Origin of the sequence: Cryobacterium luteum (assembly GCF_900110125.1) — a bacterium.
GTDB lineage: Bacteria > Actinomycetota > Actinomycetes > Actinomycetales > Microbacteriaceae > Cryobacterium > Cryobacterium luteum.
The window spans coordinates 112,369-130,850 of sequence record NZ_FOCN01000010.1 but is presented as its reverse complement, the minus strand read 5'-3'; the positions used below and the strand labels follow the sequence as shown (position 1 = coordinate 130,850).

The window sequence follows — 18,482 nt, the reverse complement described above, 5'->3', positions numbered from 1 at the left end:
GCGCGGCACGCTGGCGCACCTCGGCGCGGGAGAGCCTGGCCAGGGTGCAGACCAGCTCGACCCCGCTGCGGCACCCGAGCCGCCGCGCCAACGTCGGCGCCGCCAGAGCCGCCGACGCACCCGCCACGCTCGGAGCCGCCACGCTCGGAGCCGCTGCCGCAGCCGCAGCTGATGCCGCCCCCACCGGCGTCACCGAGTACCGCACCAGCACGCTTCGGAGCGGTACTCGGGGCGGCAGCACTCCGATCAACAGCAGCCTGAGCGGCGGCTTTAGCAGCGGCCGCATCGAAGTATTCGGAGCGGCGCAGCACATCGGTCGTGGAGAGCACCCGAGCCCCGTCGACGACCCGGCCCACGCTCTCCAAAGCCATCAGCATGCTCAGCGATTCTTCGTCACCGAGCAACCCAAAGGACACCCCACCCAACGCCGCCAACAGAATTTCCCTGGCCTGCTCCACCGCGACAATGGCGGGATTCGAGCTCGGACTGCCAGGGTTTTCCATGAACATGGGCGCCAGTGCCTCCTTCACAACGATTCTACCGCAAATCGAACAGAAAAGCGATAGAAGCTCACATATGTCACAGGAGCAAGATAGAGCGAACCGATCCCGTATCGTCACGAATAGTACTGCGGCCACTGGTCGCTGCGGCACCAAACCTCATCGGGTATCCCCGCCGATCCTGCCTGCTGCCTACGTGGTTTCGAAGTAATAAATGATTTTCTATCACAAATTACAGGTAGCAGACACCGGCGCGATACTTGCGAGCGGGTCAGGCGACCGGGTAGGCGAGGGCGTTCTGGCGCACCCCGAGGGTCAGCCGATCGCCGAGACGGGGCAGGTCGGGGGCCGCGACGCGGGCCCGCACGACGAGACCGCCAGCGAGGGTGAAGCTCACCAGAGCGTCGTGGCCGGCGTAGGCGATGGCGGTGGTGACGGCATCCGTCTGTCGCTCGGTTGACGGGGCGGCGAGGGTCAGCCATTCCGGGCGGAGGAGCACGAGCACCGGCGTTCCGTCGGCAGGAGCTGATGCCGCGCCCATCCAGTCCGCCGGGAGCGACCCGAGGCCGCAGTCGACGCGGCCGCCCTGCCAGACTCCGTTGAGCTCGACGGTATCGCCGACGAAACCGGCGACCCACGGGTCGACCGGGCGTTCGTAAACGTCGGCGGGGGTGCCGAACTGCAAAATCTCGCCGCCACGCATAACGGCCACGAAGTCGGCCAGGGAGAGCGCCTCTTCCTGGTCGTGGGTCACGAGCAGGCTGGTGTTGTGCTGGCCGCGCAGCAGCGCGGCGACTTCGGTGCGCAGTGCTGCCCTCAGCAGCGGGTCGAGGGCCGCGAAGGGTTCATCGAGCAGCATAAGGTCGGGCCGTGGGGCGAGCGCCCGCGCCAGCGACACGCGCTGGGCCTGGCCGCCGGAGAGCTGAGAGGGGGCGCGATCGACGAGTTCGGCCAGGCCCACCAGGGTGGCGAGCTCCGCGATGCGGGCCGCGCGGCTGGTCTGGCGGCTGCGATCGGGCGTGATGGGTACCGGCGTAAGGTGGTCAGTCCCAGTAGTGCCAGACTCGTCGCGCCGTGCACCGGCCCGAGGGCTAGCGGGCAGCGGGGCGGTAAGTCGGGAGCGAGCCGCTCGCCTGCGCCGAGTGACGCCGGCGAACAGCCCCCCGGCAGTCTCGCCGGGCTCGCAGTAGAGATCGTCGCTCTGTCTGGTGCGGGGCAGCCCAAACCCGATGTTCTCGCCGACCGACAGATGCGGAAACAGCGAGGCGTCTTGCGGAACCCAGCCCATGCCGCGCTTTTCCGGAGCTCGCTGCACGCCGGGGCCGGTGACGAGGCGCCCGCCAACCGTGATCGTGCCGGAGGTGACCGGCAGCAGACCGGCGACCGCGCGCAGGAGGGTGGTCTTGCCGCATCCGCTCGGGCCGAGAACGGCAACGAGGGAGCCGCGCGGAATGCGCAGGCTGACGTCGTCGAGCACCCGACGTTCACCGTAGGCGACGTTCAGCGCCTCGATCGATACCCAGCCCACTAGTTCTCCCTTGCCGTGCCGCGGATGCCGGACAGCAGCACCGCGGGCACCATCGCCACGAGCACGAGCGCCGCCGCGTAGGGCGCCGCAGCGCCGAACTCGAACAGGGCCGTGCGACTCCACAACTCGGTCGCGAGCGTGGAGACACCCGTCGGCCGCAGCAGCAGCGTCGCTGGTAATTCTTTCATGGCCGAGATGGCCACGAGCAGTGCGCCGATCGCGATCCCCGGCAGCGCGAGGCGCGCGGTGACCCGCCACCAGGCCTGGAACGGCGAGAGGCCGAGCATGCGGGAGACGTCCCCGAGGCTCGGCGGCACCGCCGCGATGCCGCTGCGCACGCTGCCGATCGCCCGTGGCATGAACAGCACGACATAGGCGAAGACCAGCACGACCGACGTCTGGTAGACCATCGGAACGGCGGCGAGCGCGAAGAACACGAGCGAGAGCCCCACGACGATGCCGGGCAGGGCATGGCCCAGAAACCCGACGGCCTCGATCACGGCGACCAGGCGACCGCGGTACCGGGCGGCGAGCGCAGCGATCGGCAGGGCCACGAGCACGGCGACCACGGCTGCAGCCAGGGCGAGCCCGAGGGTCGCGCCGATGGCTTCGATCAGACGCGGAACGTCGATGGCGCGCAGTGTTTCGGCCTCGAGCAGGCGGCTGAGCAACCCGACCACCGGAACCACGACCCCGGCGAGCGGCGCGGCGAGCAGCACCGCCATGTAGATGGCGCCGTACCGTCCGGGCGGGCGGGCCGGCATGGTGCTGCGACCCGGAACGCTCCCGACCTGTCGGCGGCTGCGCCGTTCGCCGGCCACGACCACGAGGGCGAGCACGACGAGTACGAGGGCGAGCAGCGCGGCCTGGTTGCGGTCGAAGCTCGCCCCGTAGGCGGCATTGATTCCCCAGGTGAGCGTCTGAAAACGCAGCATCGAGACGAGTCCGAAATCGCTCAGGGAGTACAGGCACACGAGAAGTGCTCCGGCAATAGCGGCCGGGCGAATCTGCGGCCAGGTCGCCGCAGCGAACGCCCGCAGCGGGCCACGACCGAGGGTGCGGGCCACCGATTCCAGATCAGCGGATGCCCCACGCAGCGCCGTGGCCACCGGCAGCGTCACGTACGGGGCGCAGACCATGGTCATGACGAACCAGCTGGCCCAGAAGCCATGGAGCTGCGGAAACCAGACCAGCCAGCCGTAGGCGGCCAGGTAGCTCGGCACCGCGAGGGGCAGCGCCGAGACCAGCAACAGCGTGCGCTGGAACGGCAGGCGGATGCGGGTGAGGATCCAGGCGCAGATTGTGCCGAGCACGAGGCACGACAGCGTCACGGCCCCGGCGAGCAAAACCGTATTGACCGTGAGCTGCAGCACCCGCGGGCGCACGAGCGTGTCGAGCAGTTCGGTGAGGCCGGCCTCGGTCGTGCGCACCACGAGGTAGACCAGCGGAATGGCGGCGGTCGCCGCACACAGCGCGGCGAGCACCAAAAGCCAGGCTGGCGCGCCGAAGCGGTACCGGCCGGGCGCGCGGGGCGGTGGCGGGGCATCCGTTTCGAGCGGTGGAATGAGCAACTCGGTCATGAGGGGCTCCCGGTGCAGGGTAGGGCGCGGCTGCCGACCTGAGCCCGCACCCGCGCCTTCACTGCCTCAATGTTAGATCAGGCCGTGCTTGCCGAGCAGCGCCTGGGTGTCGGCGAGGGTGTCGAGGTCGGCCAGGTCGAGCTCGGGGTTGATCAGCGAGTCGAGTTCGGGCAAGCCGGCCGGGGCGTCGATGCCGGCAATCAGCGGGTACTCAAAGGTCTCGTCGACGAAGTACTGCTGCGCCTCGGCGCCTACGAGGTAGTCGATGAACTCGAGCGCGTCGGCATCCGCTTCGGCACCGGCCAGCAGGCCGGCCCCGGTGACGTTCACGATGGAACCGGCGTCGCCGGCTTCGGGGTAGGAGAGCTGGGCACGCATGTTGGCCTCACCAGTTTCGGCGGCCTGGGCGAACCAGTAGTAGTGGTTGATGAGTCCGGCCTCGATGACCCCGTCGTTGACGGCGGCGAGAATGGCGCGGTTGTTGTCGAAGATGACCGGGCTGTTCGCGGCGACGGCCTTGACCCACTCGTCAGCGGCTTCCTCGCCGTTCAGCACCCGGTACGCGGTGACGAAGGCCTGAAAGCTCGCGTTGGTGGGCGCGATGCCGAACTTTCCGGCCCAGGCCGGGTCGGTGAAGGCGTCGACGGATGCCGGCACGTCGGCCGCGCTCATCGCCTCACTGTCGTAGGCGATCACGCGGGCCCGGCCGGTGACGCCGACCCAGGTGTCGTCGGTCGAGGTGAATCCGGCCGGAACGGCGTCGGTCGTCGCGGCCGGCAGGGTGGCGAACAGGTCGGCGTTGGCGAGGGCGCCGAGCGCGCCGGCGTCTTGCGCGAGAAATACCTGGGCGGGAGTGGCGTCACCCTCTTCGAGAAGCAGGGCACCGAGCTCGGCGGTGTTGCCGTAGCGCACCTCAACAGTGATGCCGCTTTCTTCCTCGAACTGGTCGATGAGCGGCTGGATGAGCGCTTCGTCGCGCCCGGAGTAGAGGGTGAATGCGCCGTCGCTGGTTTCCGCTGTGGCTGCCGGCTCGGCGGCTGGCGTGCACCCGGCGAGGGCGAGAACGGAGGCGCCGGCAACGAACGCGGCAACAGAAAGGGGAATGCGCATTTTTCTCCAAGGCTAGAACGACCAAGGTAAGGCTACGCTAACCCGGTCGGGGGTGCGAATCGGCGAGGTTCTGGGCGTCATCCCGCGTCATGGATCGGCGGGCGGGATGCTCAGGCTGCAGCGCAATGGGAAGTCAGGCATCCCACGCGCACCGGAAAGAATCGCGCGCGCGATGCCACTTTCGGCCCCTTCATTCCTGCGAGCTGCCATCTTCGGCCCCTTGAGCGCGATTCAAGGGGCCGATTGCGTCGTCTCGCGTAGGGGCGGCCACGATCATGGGGCCGAATGTGTCATCTCGCGAGCGGCAAGAGGCCAGATATAGCGAGTTGCGCCTTCGTTTGTGCGCGCAAAGCGTTGTAGCGTAAAGACACCCCCGTTCGTTGCCGAGGCCTCCCGCCCGCTGCTTGAGGAGCCCGATGACCGACTCCCCCATGACCACCACGCGCCCGGCCCTGCTGGGCTGGCGTAATGCCGTGTTCGCCGCGTTCTTCGTGGCGGGGCTGGGCCTGGCCAGCTGGATGGCGCGGATTCCTTCGGTGCGCGACGGCCTCGGGCTCGACACGGCCCAGGTCGGCCTGCTCATCTTCGGGCTCTCGGCCGGCTCGGTCCTCGGGCTGCTGATCGCCGCGGGCCTGCTCGCTCGCCTCGGCGCCCGCCGGGCCATGCTGCTCAGCACGACGATGTCGGCGACCGGGCTCGTGCTCATGGGGGCGGGCGTCAGCCTCGTCCCCTCAGCCCCGTTCGTGTTCGCCGCCCTCGCCGTGTTCGGAATCGGCATGGGATCCCTCGACGTCATGATGAACGTCGAGGGCGCCGCTGCCGAGCGCGCTATCGGCCGCACGCTGATGCCGCTCATGCACGCCTGCTTCAGCCTCGGCACGGTGGTCGGGGCGCTCGGCGGCGCCGCCGCATCCGCTCTGCAGGTCTCGGTGTTCTGGCACCTGCTGGTGATGGCGACGCTGGTTCTCGGCACGATCGTTGTGGCCGTTCGATTTTTGCCGGCCGCCATCGAGATCGACCCCACAACGGATGCCCCGCACCTCACCTGGCCCGCCCGCCTGCGTGAGAGTCTCGCCGTCTGGCAGGATCGCAAACTGCTGCTGATCGGCCTCATCGTGCTCGGCATGACCTTTGCCGAGGGCTCAGCGAACGACTGGCTCGCCCTCGCCTCGGTCGATGGGCACGGCCTGAGCAACACCGACGGCGCGATCGTGTTTGGCGTGTTCGTGGCCGCGATGACCGTGGGTCGCGTGATCGGCGGGCCGGTGCTCGACCGGTTCGGTCGGGTGCTCGTGCTGCGCGCCTGCGCCGGCATCGGCATCGTGGGGCTCGTTCTGTTCATCCTCGCGCCGAACACCCCGCTCGTTTATGTCGGCACCATTCTCTGGGGTATCGGCGCCTCGCTCGGGTTTCCGGTGGGCATGTCGGCCGCCGCCGACGACACCAAAAACGCGGCCGCGCGAGTGAGCGCCGTGGCCATCATCGGCTACTTCGCCTTCCTGGTCGGGCCGCCGGTGCTCGGGCTGCTCGGCGAGGCCTGGGGCATTCTCAACGCCCTGTACCTGATTCTGGTGCTGATGGTGCTGGCCGGGCTGGCGGCCCCGGCGGCGCGGCCGGCGGCATCCGCTTTCACAGGCGCGAAGCCGTAAACTCGACCAGTGCGCCTTGTAATTGCGAAATGCTCCGTTGACTATGCCGGGCGTCTCAGCGCCCACCTGCCGATGGCCACCCGCCTGCTCATGATCAAGTCCGACGGCAGTGTGCTCGTGCACTCCGACGGCGGCTCGTATAAGCCGCTCAACTGGATGAGCCCGCCGTGCTCGGTCGCCATCTCCGAACCCGACAGCGATCAAGCGGATGCCGGCATCACCGCCCTCTGGACCGTCACCCACGCTAAGACCGCCGACCAGCTCGTGGTCAGCGTTTACGAGGTGCAGCACGATTCGGCGCACGAACTCGGCATCGACCCCGGCCTGATCAAGGACGGCGCCGAGTCGCACCTGCAGAAGCTGCTGGCCGAGCACATCCACCTGCTCGGTGAGGGCTTCACCTTTGTGCGCCGCGAATACATGACGGCCATCGGGCCGGTCGACATCCTCGCGCAGGACGCGAGCGGGGCTTCCGTCGCGGTCGAACTCAAGCGCAACGGCGACATCGACGGCGTCGAGCAGCTCACCCGCTACCTCGAGCTAATGAACCGCGACCCGCACCTCGCACCGGTGAGCGGGGTTTTCGCCGCGCAAACCATCAAACCGCAGGCCCGCAAGCTGGCCGAGGATCGCGGCATCCGCTGCCTGCTGCTCGACTACGACGCCATGCGCGGGCTGGACGACACGGCCTCGAAGTTGTTCTGAATGCACAGACCTGAGATCACCCCGGTACAGGCTGACACAGCGAACACCAGCCAGTTCGCCCGCGAGGCGCCCGAGGCCGTTCACGCCGGATTCCCCTCGCCGGCGCAGGGCTATTACACCGGACCCGTCGACCTGAATCGCCACCTCATCACCGACCCCATAGCGACGTTCATCGTGCGGGTCAGCGGCGACAGCATGATCGGCGCGGGCATCTTCGACGGCGATGAGATCATCGTCGACCGTTCCCTCGACGCCCGCGACGGCAGTGTCATCGTGGCCGTCGTGGACAACGAACTGACCATCAAGCGGCTGCGCATCGACGGTGAGTCCATCCGGCTGGTTCCCGAAAACCCGGCCTACCCCGACATCGTGCTCAGCGAACTGAGCGAATTGACGGTCTGGGGCGTCGTCACCCGGTGCCTGCACCGTGTCTGAGTCCACCTCGATCGCCCTCGTCGACGCGAACAACTTCTACGTTTCGTGTGAGCGCATCTTCGACCCCCGCCTCGAGGGCCGGCCCGTCGTCGTACTCTCCAACAATGACGGCTGTGTGATCGCCCGCTCCGCCGAAGCCAAGACGCTCGGCATCGACATGGCCGCGCCCTGGCAGAACATCGCCGCCGAGGCCGTAGCCAAGGGCGTCATCGCCCGTTCCAGCAATTACGAGCTTTACGGCGACATTTCCGCTCGCGCCGTCGAGCTGCTCAGCCGCTTCACCTCGAGCCAGGAGGTGTATTCGATCGACGAGAGCTTCATCCGCCTCACCGGCACCCCCGCGCAGGTCACCGCGATCGCCCGGGAGATTCGCGCGGCGACCCAGAAGCTCATCGGCCTGCCGGTCAGCGTGGGAATAGCGCCGAGCAAGACGCTGGCTAAACTCGCCAACCGGGGCTCGAAGTCCTCCGCTTCCCTGCAGGGTGTCTGCGACCTCGCCGCGTATTCGCCTGACCAGCTGACGAGGATTCTGCGGTCGGTGGATGCGGGCCAGGTGTGGGGCGTCGGCTCACGCAGCGCCGCGAAATTGACCGGCATCGGCATCCACACGGCGGGCGACCTGCGCGACAGCGACGCCGTGCGCATCCGCCGCCGGTTCGGGGTGACGATGGAGCGCACCGTGCAGGAACTGCGCGGCAACGACTGCCTGCCGCTCGAGGAACTGCGGGCCGACCGGGAACAGATCCAGTTTTCCCGCTCGTTCGCCGTGCCCATCAGCACCGTGGCCGAGCTCGAAGAAGTGCTCTCCGTGTACACCCAGCGCGCCGCCGCACGGCTGCGTGCGCAAGGCTCGCTGGCACGCCTCATGCGTTGCTACGCCTCGACCTCGCCGTTCAGAGACAACCACGTGACGCACGCGGTATCCCTCACTTTTCCCGACCCGACCGATGATCCGGTGCAGATGTACCGGGCGGCGATCACCGCCCTCGGCCCGCAGCTGCAGGGCGACCAGCACTACGTGCGGGTGGGCGTCAGCCTGCACGATTTCTCGCCGCAGGCTTCGCACGCCAGCCTCGATATCTTCGGCACCGAGCCTGCACCGTTCAAGGCCGGCGCCGTGCTCGACTAGATCACGGCCAAGTACGGGCAGGAGAACCTCGGCCTCGGCTTGGCCGGGCTCAAGAACAACCGGGCCTGGACCATGCGCCGCGAGATGGTCTCGCCCCGCGCCACGACGCACTGGGACGAATTGATCACCGTCGCCGCCCGCTAGGGCCGTTGAGCGCACCTACGGCAGCGGCCGACCGCGGGCCGCAATGTACAGCGCGAACCATTCGTCGCGCGTCATCGCCGCTGCCTGCACCGCGGCATCGGCGCAGGCCCGAATGCGCGTAGGATCGCTCGATCCGAGCACCGGGTCGATGCGCGCCGGGTGCCGCATCAGCCAGCCGAGCACGATGGCCTCGCGGGTCGTGTTCTTGGCTTCGGCCAGCGTCGTGACCACAGCGGATGCCGCCTCCTCGGCCGCCGTGCGCGTCGGCGCCCCGGAATAGCGGCCCTGGGCGAGGGCGCCCCAGGCCTGGAGCCGCACGCCGTTGCTCGCGCAGTACTCGAGCGTGCCGTGCGGAAAGGTGTTGCTGGCGCCATCCGGGTGGTTGACCAGCACGGTACTGTCGACCCAGTCGCGGCGGCCCAGGCTCATCTCCAGCTGGTTCACCACGATCGGCAGCGGACTCTCGCGCTGCAGAAACGCGATCTGCGCCCCCGACATGTTCGAGACGCCGAGCGCGCGAATCTTGCCGGCCGCGTGCAGCTGGGCCACCGCCACGGCCACATCGGCGGGCTCGAGCAGCGGGTCGGGTCGGTGCAGCAGCAGGGTGTCGACGTAGTCCACGCCGAGCCGCGCGAGGCTGTCGTCGACGCGCGCCACGATCGTGCACAGGTCGTAGGGAGCGTGGTCCGCATCCAGGCGGATACCGCACTTGGTCTGGATCTCGATGCGCTCGCGCAGTCCCGGCGTGCGTTTCAGCACCTCGCCGAACACCGTCTCGGCCTTACCGAAACGGTAGATGTCGGCGTGGTCGAACACGCCCACGCCGATGGATAGCGCGGCCTCGACCGCCGCGGCCGCCTGGTCGATCGCGGCGGGGGTGACCGGCCCTGGCGTCCAGTCACCGCCCAGTCCCATGCAGCCATAGACGAGTCGGGCGGGCGAAGTCGGTGTCATGCAGGGTTCCTTTGCCGGTCGAGGCGAACGAACAGGCTAACCCTTTTCGCCGCCCTCGGTGGTATTCATGATGCGCTTCTGAAAGATGACGATCATGATGGCGACCGGGATCGTCATCAGCAGCGCCGAAGCCAGCACCAGCGGATACTGGTTGCCCGAGCCGAGCTGCCCCGACACGAGCGAGGCGACACCGGTCGTCAGGGTATTCAGGTCGGCGTCCTGCCGCGAGACAACGAAGTGCGCGTACTCGTTCCACATGCCTTGCAAACTCAAAAAGAACAGTGTCACGACGGCGGGCCGATGAACAGCCAGCCGAATCTTGTTTCGCCCGAGCGGATGCCGGCCCGCGGCTTGCGCGCGCCCGCCGTCAGTCTGCGTGCCATGGTGTCTCCCTTGATACCTGATGACGTGCGGGCCCGGCCCGTAGGGCGGGCCCGCAGACGCTATTGGCCGTTGGCCGCGGCGAGGGTGGCCTGCAGCCTGGTCTGGAGCGATTCGAGGATTGCCTTCGGCACGCCGCCGATGAGGCCCTCGAGCTTCGAGTTGAAGTCCGTGATGGCCGAGGCCGATCCGGCGAAATTCACCGGGCTGACCGCGTAGTCGGCACTCGCGACGAACGACGCGTTCTCGGGAAAGGTTTCGGCGTAGGTCGCCGCGGCGGACTCGGTCGAGGGGATCACTCCGAAGGCAGCGGCCGCGGCGAGTCGCGCCTGGTCGCTGGTGAGGAACTCGACCACGGAGCTGGCGGCATCCGCTGTGTCGAAGTTCTGCGGGATTCCCCAGCAGTTGATGAAGCTGAAGGTCGACTGGCCTCCGGGGCCGGCGGGCAACTCGTAGGCGGCGTAGTTGGTGTCCGGAAAGTCGGCCGCGATGCCCTTGATCCAGGGCAATGACGACGGAAAGATTGCGTCGGCGGCTGGTGCCCCGATCGAGGTGCGCTGAGCCTTTGACGAAGCCGGATAAAAGCTGAGGAAAATGGGCAAATGGGGTAGATGGGCGGCGAACCGTTTAGGCTATGCCGAATGAACGCAACATTGACGCGCACCTGGAGCGCCATCCTCTTCGACCTCGACGGAACCATCACCGATTCCGCCCCGGCGATCACCGCCTCGTTGGCCCGCACCTTCACCCGGATGGGCCGCCCCGTTCCCAGCGCTGCCGACCTGCTCGCCTACGTCGGCCCGCCGATGCTCGACGCCTTCCAGGAGTACGCGGGCATGACCCCCGACGAGGCCGCATCGGCCACCGCGGTTTACCGGGCCGATTATCACGGCGCCGCCGCGCTCGATACGGCCGTCTATCCCGGCGTAGCCGGCCTGCTCGAGCGCATCCACGCTGCGGGAATTCCCCTCGCCCTCGCCACGAGCAAGCCGGAACTGAGCGCGATCGCCATTCTCACGCACTTCGATCTCGCTAAATACTTCACGGCAACGGTCGGGGCATCTGCCGACGACACCCGCAGCCACAAGGCTGAGATCGTGGCCGAGGCCCTGGCCCGCCTGGCCGCGACCGGCGTCGACACCAGCGGAGCCGTCATGGTCGGCGACCGCAGCTACGATGCCATCGGCGCTGAAGCAAACGGCATTCCGGCCATCCTGGTGGAGTGGGGCTACGGCTCTCCCGCCGAAGCGGCCGCCGCGACCGCTGTCGTGCACTCGACCGACCAGCTCAGCAAACTGCTGCTCGGCTGATCGTTCAGGAGTCGAAGCCGAGCCCGAGGGCATCGAGGGTTTTGAGCAGGGCGTTGCGTTTGCCGCCGTTTCGGTCGGCGCGGTTGAGCGCCCAGCGGGTTGCCTGAATTCCAGCGGATGCGATGGGTTCCGGCGGAAACGGCAGCGGCCGGCCCCGCACCATGGCCAGTTCGGTGCGTTCCGTGCTGCGGCCGGCCAGTTGGTCGAGCATGACCTGGGCTGCGAAATGCGTTGCGCCCACGCCGAGGCCGGTGAACCCGGCCGCGTAGCTGATGCGCTCCTGGCGAGCCTGGCCGAAGAAGGCGCAGAACTGCGTGGAGGTGTCGATGGCGCCGGCCCACTTGTGGCTGAAGCGCACCCCAGCCAGCTGCGGAAACGTCGTGAAGAAGTGGTTCGCGAGCTTTTCGAAGCTCTCGGGGCGGTTCTCGTAGCTGCTGCGCACCCTGCGGCCGTAGTGGTACACGGCGTCGTAGCCGCCGAACAGAATGCGGTTATCGACACTCAGCCGATAGTAATGAAATTGGTTGGCCAGGTCGGCGAGGCCCTGCCGGTTCTGCCAGCCGATCGCGGCGAGCTGGCTCGCATCGAGCGGTTCGGTCATGAGCACGTAGTCGTAAACCGGCACGGTGGCGAGCCTGTTGCGCTTGAGCAGCGACGGGAACACGTTGGTGGCGAGGGCTGTCTTCTTTGCGGTCACGATGCCGCCGCGGGTCACGACCCGGGTGCCCTGGGCGGCGCTGAGCCCGGTCGTGTTGAGGTTCTGCACGAGCGAATGCTCGAAGATCTCGACGCCGAGATCGGTTGCTACCCGCGCGAGTTCGGCAGAGAGCTTGCCGGGATGCACGAGGGCATTACTGCGCCGATACCAGACCCCGGCCAGATAGGTCGGCGATTTCACCTCGGCCTGCACGGCCTCCGCATCGAGAAAGACCGTGTTCTCGTCGGTCGACTCCGCGCGCAGCCACTCCACCTGGTGCTCTTCGACCGCGAGGTCGATGGCCCCGGTGCGCTCGAAATCGCAGTCGAGGCCGAGTGCGGCCACCGTGCGCTCGATCTCATCGAGATTCTCGTAGCCGAGCTCGGTCAGGCGGTCGATCTCGTGCGGCCAACGCGTGCGGCCGTTCTCCTCACCATGGGTGAGGCTCGCCTCGCAGAAGCCGCCGTTGCGCCCGGATGCCGCCCAGCCCACCGTGCGCGCCTCCAACAGCACCACCCGCGCTGCCGGATTCTGCTGCTTGGCCAGCACGGCGGTCCACAGGCCGAGGTAGCCGCCCCCGACGACCGCAAGGTCACAATCGAGGTTGCTGGTGAGCCGGGGATAGCTCGCGCGCGGCGCGAGATCGTCGAGCCAGAAGGAGCTCTGCCGCGTGCCGGCCAGCGCGGCGGTCACGACGGATTGGGCGGGCCTGGCTCGGTCGAAAATGGTGCTGCTCATGCGGGGCGCATCCTCTCGCGGCGACGATGCCGCCGACTGTCTCGGGCGCCACCAGCCTAGCGGGGCCCTCCGACGAGGTTCCCTTTTCTGCACGGGGCCCGGGAGGTGGGCCGAGTCTATAAACTGGGCCCGGGGACGGGGCCCGGCCCCGACCGAATTTCTGCTGGCGGTGGCCAGGACCGAGCGGTCTCTGCGGGACTGTGGCGCGGGCATCCGCTTAACGCGAAAGTGCCGCCCCGCGCGAAGCGGGACGGCACCAGATGAAGCCGGATCTTAGATGATCGCGGCGCGCAGGGCAGCGGCAGCGGCAGCCGGGTCCTCGGCGCCATAGATGGCTCCGCCGGCGACGGCAACGGATGCCCCGGCGCGCTGCACCGAGGCGATGGTCGCCAGGCTCACGCCACCGGCGAGCGAGAACGGAACCCTGGCGGTCTCGCCCTGGTTCAGCAACTTCTCGAGCGAGAAGCCGGGCTCGGCCTGCTCGTCGAGACCGGCGTGCATCTCGACGAACTTGGCGCCGAGGGCGGTGACTTCGCGGGCGCGGGTGACCTTGTCGGCGACGCCGATGAGGTCGACAACGATGCCCTTGCCGTGCTTGGTCGCGGCGGCGACGGCACCGATGATGGTGCTGTCCCCGGCCGTGCCGAGCACGGTCACGAGGTCGGCGCCGGCGGCGAAGGCGATGTCGGCTTCGAGCTCGCCGGCATCCATCGTCTTGAGGTCGGCGAAGACGATCTTGTCGGGGTGCGCAGCCTTGATCGCGGTGACGGCGCGCAGGCCCTCGGCCTTGATCAGCGGGGTGCCGAGCTCAATGATGTCGACGTGCGGGGCGACCTGGGCGGCGAGCGCGAGTGCGGCGTCGGTGGTCAGTACGTCCATTGCTACCTGAAGCTTCATGGGGTTCTTCTTTCTGTTGGTTTCAGTGGTGTGTGTGCCCGGGCCCGGGCCCGGGCCCGGTCGGTCTTACTCGAGGTTGGCGTGACGCGGCCAGAGCTCTTCGGCCGTGCGGCCGCTCAACTGCCAGAGCGTGTGAAAGAGAGCGTCACCGACCAGCAGCACGGACTGTTCGAACAAGCCGCCCGAATACTGGGCCGACGCCTGTCCGTCGTGGTCCTGCTTGGCGGCCGCGGGAATGAGCACGGTCACCGCGGCAAGCTGCCCGAGCGGTGACGCGGCCGCTGTGGTCAGCGCGAGAATGCTCGCGCCCACACCGTCAGCCGTCTCGGCGGCACGCACGATGGCGCCCGTCGTGCCTGATCCGCTTGCCACCAACAGCACGTCGCCGGCAGCTATGGCCGGGCTGGTCACCTCGCCGACCACGTGCACGTCCAGCCCGAGGTGCATGAGGCGCATCGCGGTCATCTTGAGCGCCAGTCCGGAGCGGCCGGCGCCGAGCACGAACACTCGCGGCGCCGCAGCGAGCAGACTCGCCGCAACGTCGAGTGACGAAGCGGATGCCCGCAGCACGTCGACCACGCGGCTGTTCTCGGCGAAAATGAGGCCGAGGGCATCCGCTGTTCTCGGGGTGGTCATCGTTTCGGTCATAGGTCAATGCTCCACTCTTTCGAGCGGGTGCGCGGCCCGCCAAACGAACGGTTAAACTACCCGAACGAACGGTTTTGGGCGGGCCCAGCGGATGGTTTGGATAGGCTGGAGGCATGACCTTCCCTGACGACTCCACCCTGCAGTCCACCCAGACAGCCCAGTCCGCGCGCAGCATGGCCGCCGAACGCTCCAAGCTCATCGCTGACCTCACTGATGCGCACGCGACGACGCTGGAATCCCTGCTGGCCGTGCTCCGCTCAAGCAGCACGAGCGACACGGCCGCCCGGCAGAAGGCCATCGAACTCGCCGCGAGCGCGATGGTCGCCCTGCGCGCGGTGAGCGACCTCGATCGCAGCCTCACCGAGGAACCGGTCGCCCGCGCCTTCGAACGCCTCAAGAACGATCTGCGCCCACTCGTGCGTTTCGGCGACCTCGACGTGCAGTTCATCGAGCCGCCGGTCAACGGGCGCGCGCTTCCGGGCGAAGTCGCTCACGAAGCCAGGGCCATCGTGCGCGGCGCCGTGCTCGCCCTGGTCGAACAGGCCGGCGTCGGCCGGGTGCGCGTGCAGTGGGACTGCGACGGCAGCAACCTGCTCATTCGCATTCGCGACGACGGACCGGGCGACCTCGATGCCGAGGTGCCGAGCGTGCGCCAGCTGGCCGCGCGGGTCGTCGCGCTCAGCGGCTCGCTCAATGTCGAGGCGACCGCGGGCTGGGGATCCGAGATGGCGGTGTCGCTGCCGCTCGACGCGCCCACAGCATCCGTCACAACCGCTGCTGCCTGGGGCCTGAGCCCCCGGGAACGCGGCGTACTCGAGCTCGTCGCCTCGGGCGCCCGGAACAAGGCCATCGCCGAAGCGCTGACCATCAGCGAGAACACGGTGAAGTTCCACGTAGCCAACCTGCTGCGCAAGGTCGGTGCCTCAACCCGGGCCGAGCTCGCCGCTCTCTCCCGCTGAGCGGATGCCCCCCGCCAGCTCTCGCCCTCGCGCAGGCTCGGGCGCCAGCTCCCGGCGGTCACGCCACCCATGCCTGGCGCGGCGGCCCACAACGGGCGCGGTGACCGCCGAGCGTGCCCGAGCGCGTGACGCGCGCTAGGGTGAGGGGGTCAGAAGACACACACACACCACGGGAGCGCGCACCAGCGAGCTGAGAGGACGGCCAGGGCCGTCGACCGTTGAACCTGTCCGGGTAATGCCGGCGTAGGAAGTTCGAGTCCCATGCGCACAATTGACGAAACAATCATGTCCGAAACCGTCACCACCGGCCCGATCCTGGGCAGCAGCAAACGCTACGAACCGGTGCCGGCCTGGCCCGGCCTGGAGATTCCGGTGCGCCGGGTGAACCTCAGCAATGGCGAACACTTCGACCTGTACGACACGTCGGGCCCGTACACCGACGACACGGCAACGATCGACCTCGAGAAGGGGCTGCCGAAGACGCGGGCCGGGTGGGAGCATCCGCTGCCCATCGACGGTGCCGCGACTCAGCTGGTCTGGGCGCGGGCGGGCCGGGTCACCCCCGAGATGGCCTACATCGCGGCGCGCGAAGGCGTCTCGGCCGAACTCGTGCGTGACGAGGTGGCGCGCGGCCGGGCTGTCATTCCCGCCAACCACAAACACCCCGAGAGCGAGCCGATGATCATCGGCAAGGCCTTCACCGTGAAAATCAACGCGAACATCGGCAATTCCGCCGTGACCTCCGGGGTCGCCGAGGAGGTCGAGAAAATGGTCTGGGCTGCCCGCTGGGGCGCCGACACCCTGATGGATCTCTCCACCGGCCAGGATATCCACCTCACGCGGGAGTGGATCATGCGTAACTCGCCGATTCCGGTGGGCACCGTTCCGCTCTACCAGGCGGTCGAGAAGGTCAATGGCGACCCGGCCCTGCTCACCTGGGAGATCTACCGCGACACCGTGATCGAGCAGTGCGAGCAGGGTGTCGACTATATGACCGTGCACGCCGGCGTTCTGTTGCGCTACGTTCCGCTCACTGCGAACCGGGTCACCGGCATCGTCTCGCGGGGCGGCTCGATCATGGCTGCCTGGTGCCTCGCCCACCACGAGGAGAGCTTTCTGTACACCCACTTCGTGGAGCTCTGTGAGATTCTGCGCCGCTACGACGTGACCTTCTCCCTCGGCGACGGCCTGCGCCCCGGCTCGATCGCCGACGCCAACGACGAAGCGCAGTTCGCCGAGCTGCGCACCCTCGGGGAATTGACAAAGGTCGCGAAATCCTATGGTGTGCAGGTGATGATCGAGGGGCCGGGCCACGTGCCGATGCACAAGATCGTTGAGAACGTGCGCCTTGAAGAAGAGCTGTGCGAGGAGGCCCCGTTCTACACCCTCGGCCCGCTCGCGACCGACATCGCGCCGGCCTACGATCACATCACGAGCGCGATCGGCGCGGCCATTATCGCCCAGGCCGGAACCGCCATGCTCTGCTACGTCACGCCCAAGGAACACCTCGGGCTGCCCAATCGCGACGACGTGAAAACCGGGGTGATCACCTACAAGATCGCCGCCCACGCCGCCGACCTGGCCAAGCAGCATCCGCGCGCGCAGGAACGCGACGACGCCCTCAGCCGGGCCCGCTTCGAATTTCGCTGGGCCGACCAGTTCGCGCTCTCCCTCGACCCGGATACAGCGCAAAGCTTCCACGACGAGACGCTGCCGGCCGGTCCGGCCAAGGCCGCCCATTTCTGCAGCATGTGCGGTCCCAAGTTCTGTTCCATGCGCATTTCAGCGGATGTGCGGGTGTACGCCGCAGAGAACGGCCTCACCAGCCTCGAGGCGATCGAGGCCGGGATGGCCGAGAAGTCGGCCGAGTTCACCCGGCTGGGCAGCTCGGTCTACCTGCCGCTCCGCGTGGTCAGGGCCGACGAGCGCTGATTGCGCGAGCCGGCGCATCCGCTCGCCGACCCGTGACTGCGGGCCCGCAACGCAAAAACGGGCCAGGGTTCACGGTTCGGCGAGCGCTGCACTGTCGAACTTGGGCAAGCAGGACGATACTGGGCGGCAGCGCGACCGGGTTCTCGATCGGCGCAGAGGGCGACCTCGTCGGTACCGGGCGCTGGTCCTTCTCGCAGGACGACCCGGAGGTCGAGATTCGCTATGACTGGCGGGTGAACCTCGCCAAGCGCGGGCTGCGCCGGTTCGTGCCGCTGCTGAAGCCCCTGTTCGCGGCGAATCATCGCTGGGCGATGCGCACCGGGGAGCAGAGCCTCAAGCTCGAACTCCGCCGGAGTCGCGCCCGCACCGAGGCCGAGCGTCGACGCATCCCCGCCCCGCCGCAGCCCACCTTTCGGCGTCGCCGGAAGGTCGCTGCCGCGCGCCGGGTCAGCGACGTCGAGTTCTAGCCGCCGCCTCGACCAGGCACCACCCGGCAGGCGGCGGGCATCAGGGTTTTCCCATGGTGCCGAGTCCAGGATTCCGCCATGACCCCCGCAAACTCCACGCTGCGCCTGGTGCGCCCCGACGATGGCGAGAAGCACCCAGAGACCACCCGGCACACGCGGCCCGGCACCACGCGCACACCGCTTCAGGGCCGCCGCAGAATCCTGATTGTGCTGGTCATCGTTTGGCTCGTGATGGCGGCCCTGGCTGCCGTGCTGCTCGTCACCGGCACGAAGCCGAGCACGCCGCTCGGTGACACCGCCGCCGTGCCCGGCGGGCTCGCTCGCGTCAGCGCGGTCATTCCGCTCGACTCCGATGGCTGGGTGCCGCCCAGGGGGGGCGACAGCCTCGCCAGCACCGTAGCCCCGGGAGCCCACCGTGTGCGCGTCCTGCTCGAGCTCACCAGAACGGATGCCGCCAGCCTCACTTTCGACGCCAGCGACTACTCCTTGTCCGGCCTCGGCTCTCGTGCCACAGCGCTCTGGGTTGAACCAGACCGGCTGGAGGTGCCGGTCCGGGCATCCGTTCTGGCAACGCTGATTTTCGAGATCCCAAATCAGGCGATCGCCCTCGTTCTCGACGGCCCGCAGGGAGCACGCTGGTCCCTCGGCACCAGCCACCACACCGCTCCCTGATCCGCCCCCCCCCCCCCGAAATTGGGGGTATTTGGCTACTCCACACG

19 protein-coding genes and 1 pseudogene are annotated in these 18,482 nt (G+C 68.3%); 10 read left to right on the top strand and 10 right to left on the bottom strand.

The window, feature by feature from the left end; all coding sequences use genetic code 11:
- The 4 genes and pseudogenes from BMW72_RS11620 to BMW72_RS11605 all read right to left on the bottom strand — a co-directional run.
- Window positions 1-530: pseudogene (locus BMW72_RS11620) on the bottom strand (hypothetical protein); the annotation flags it as partial.
- Window positions 531-771: 241 nt separating this feature from the next.
- Entirely contained in the window at window positions 772-2,028 is a 1,257-nt protein-coding gene (locus BMW72_RS19285) for an ABC transporter ATP-binding protein (RefSeq protein WP_092110716.1), read from the bottom strand.
- Window positions 2,028-3,608, bottom strand: coding sequence for an ABC transporter permease (locus tag BMW72_RS11610; RefSeq protein ID WP_092110714.1), 1,581 nt, complete (start codon window positions 3,606-3,608; stop codon window positions 2,028-2,030). Before BMW72_RS11610 ends, BMW72_RS19285 begins: the two co-directional genes overlap by 1 nt.
- A gap of 72 nt (window positions 3,609-3,680) precedes the next feature.
- Window positions 3,681-4,718 carry an extracellular solute-binding protein gene (locus BMW72_RS11605; RefSeq protein WP_092110713.1) on the bottom strand — a complete coding sequence of 346 codons (1,038 nt, stop codon included), beginning with the start codon at window positions 4,716-4,718 and terminating at the stop codon, window positions 3,681-3,683.
- A 416-nt stretch (window positions 4,719-5,134) separates the two neighbouring features.
- Here BMW72_RS11605 and BMW72_RS11600 point away from each other — a divergent pair, with 416 nt between their 5' ends.
- The 5 genes from BMW72_RS11600 to BMW72_RS11580 are packed head-to-tail and all read left to right on the top strand — an operon-like array spanning window position 5,135 to window position 8,780.
- Entirely contained in the window at window positions 5,135-6,367 is a 1,233-nt protein-coding gene (locus BMW72_RS11600; RefSeq protein ID WP_166787650.1) for an MFS transporter, read from the top strand.
- A gap of 9 nt (window positions 6,368-6,376) precedes the next feature.
- Window positions 6,377-7,072 carry an endonuclease NucS gene (gene nucS / locus BMW72_RS11595; RefSeq protein ID WP_092110711.1) on the top strand — a complete coding sequence of 232 codons (696 nt, stop codon included), beginning with the start codon at window positions 6,377-6,379 and terminating at the stop codon, window positions 7,070-7,072.
- Window positions 7,073-7,507 carry a LexA family protein gene (locus BMW72_RS11590; RefSeq protein ID WP_092110709.1) on the top strand — a complete coding sequence of 145 codons (435 nt, stop codon included), beginning with the start codon at window positions 7,073-7,075 and terminating at the stop codon, window positions 7,505-7,507.
- Complete coding sequence (locus BMW72_RS11585; RefSeq protein ID WP_092110707.1) at window positions 7,500-8,636, top strand: Y-family DNA polymerase; 1,137 nt, start codon at window positions 7,500-7,502, stop codon at window positions 8,634-8,636. Before BMW72_RS11590 ends, BMW72_RS11585 begins: the two co-directional genes overlap by 8 nt.
- Entirely contained in the window at window positions 8,637-8,780 is a 144-nt protein-coding gene (locus BMW72_RS11580; RefSeq protein ID WP_092110705.1) for a DUF4113 domain-containing protein, read from the top strand. It abuts the gene before it with no gap.
- Between the two features lie 15 nt (window positions 8,781-8,795).
- Here the strand turns inward: BMW72_RS11580 and BMW72_RS11575 are convergent, their stop codons facing one another.
- From BMW72_RS11575 to BMW72_RS11565, 3 genes are all read right to left on the bottom strand, one after another.
- Complete coding sequence (locus BMW72_RS11575) at window positions 8,796-9,734, bottom strand: aldo/keto reductase (RefSeq protein ID WP_241983782.1); 939 nt, start codon at window positions 9,732-9,734, stop codon at window positions 8,796-8,798.
- A gap of 36 nt (window positions 9,735-9,770) precedes the next feature.
- Window positions 9,771-10,007, bottom strand: coding sequence for an ABC transporter permease family protein (locus BMW72_RS11570; RefSeq protein WP_134361669.1), 237 nt, complete (start codon window positions 10,005-10,007; stop codon window positions 9,771-9,773).
- Window positions 10,008-10,177: 170 nt separating this feature from the next.
- Window positions 10,178-10,717: a type 2 periplasmic-binding domain-containing protein gene (locus BMW72_RS11565; RefSeq protein WP_092110702.1), complete on the bottom strand. Its 540-nt coding sequence runs from the start codon at window positions 10,715-10,717 to the stop codon at window positions 10,178-10,180.
- A 39-nt stretch (window positions 10,718-10,756) separates the two neighbouring features.
- On the opposite strand from BMW72_RS11565, the gene BMW72_RS11560 reads away from it, so the two are divergent.
- Window positions 10,757-11,425: an HAD hydrolase-like protein gene (locus tag BMW72_RS11560; protein WP_092110700.1), complete on the top strand. Its 669-nt coding sequence runs from the start codon at window positions 10,757-10,759 to the stop codon at window positions 11,423-11,425.
- Window positions 11,426-11,429: 4 nt separating this feature from the next.
- Here BMW72_RS11560 and BMW72_RS11555 read toward each other — a convergent pair whose 3' ends face one another.
- The 3 genes from BMW72_RS11555 to hxlB form a co-directional block, all read right to left on the bottom strand.
- On the bottom strand, window positions 11,430-12,860 hold the full coding sequence (locus BMW72_RS11555) for an NAD(P)/FAD-dependent oxidoreductase (protein ID WP_092110698.1): 1,431 nt from the start codon (window positions 12,858-12,860) through the stop codon (window positions 11,430-11,432).
- A 273-nt stretch (window positions 12,861-13,133) separates the two neighbouring features.
- On the bottom strand, window positions 13,134-13,757 hold the full coding sequence (gene hxlA / locus BMW72_RS11550) for a 3-hexulose-6-phosphate synthase (protein ID WP_092110696.1): 624 nt from the start codon (window positions 13,755-13,757) through the stop codon (window positions 13,134-13,136).
- Between the two features lie 66 nt (window positions 13,758-13,823).
- Window positions 13,824-14,405 carry a 6-phospho-3-hexuloisomerase gene (gene hxlB / locus BMW72_RS11545; RefSeq protein WP_092110693.1) on the bottom strand — a complete coding sequence of 194 codons (582 nt, stop codon included), beginning with the start codon at window positions 14,403-14,405 and terminating at the stop codon, window positions 13,824-13,826.
- Between the two features lie 113 nt (window positions 14,406-14,518).
- On the opposite strand from hxlB, the gene BMW72_RS11540 reads away from it, so the two are divergent.
- The 4 genes from BMW72_RS11540 (at window position 14,519) to BMW72_RS11525 (ending at window position 18,435) form a co-directional block, all read left to right on the top strand.
- Window positions 14,519-15,364, top strand: a complete 846-nt coding sequence (locus BMW72_RS11540; RefSeq protein ID WP_092110691.1) for a LuxR C-terminal-related transcriptional regulator — start codon at window positions 14,519-14,521, stop codon at window positions 15,362-15,364.
- A 261-nt stretch (window positions 15,365-15,625) separates the two neighbouring features.
- Window positions 15,626-17,296, top strand: coding sequence for a phosphomethylpyrimidine synthase ThiC (gene thiC / locus BMW72_RS11535; protein WP_092110689.1), 1,671 nt, complete (start codon window positions 15,626-15,628; stop codon window positions 17,294-17,296).
- A gap of 32 nt (window positions 17,297-17,328) precedes the next feature.
- The gene (locus BMW72_RS11530; RefSeq protein WP_092110687.1) at window positions 17,329-17,763 is read left to right on the top strand and encodes an SRPBCC family protein; all 435 of its coding nucleotides are present in this window, start codon (window positions 17,329-17,331) and stop codon (window positions 17,761-17,763) included.
- A gap of 78 nt (window positions 17,764-17,841) precedes the next feature.
- Window positions 17,842-18,435 (top strand): hypothetical protein, encoded by a 594-nt coding sequence (locus tag BMW72_RS11525; RefSeq protein ID WP_092110685.1) that lies wholly within the window; start codon window positions 17,842-17,844, stop codon window positions 18,433-18,435.
- Window positions 18,436-18,482 lie beyond the last annotated feature (47 nt).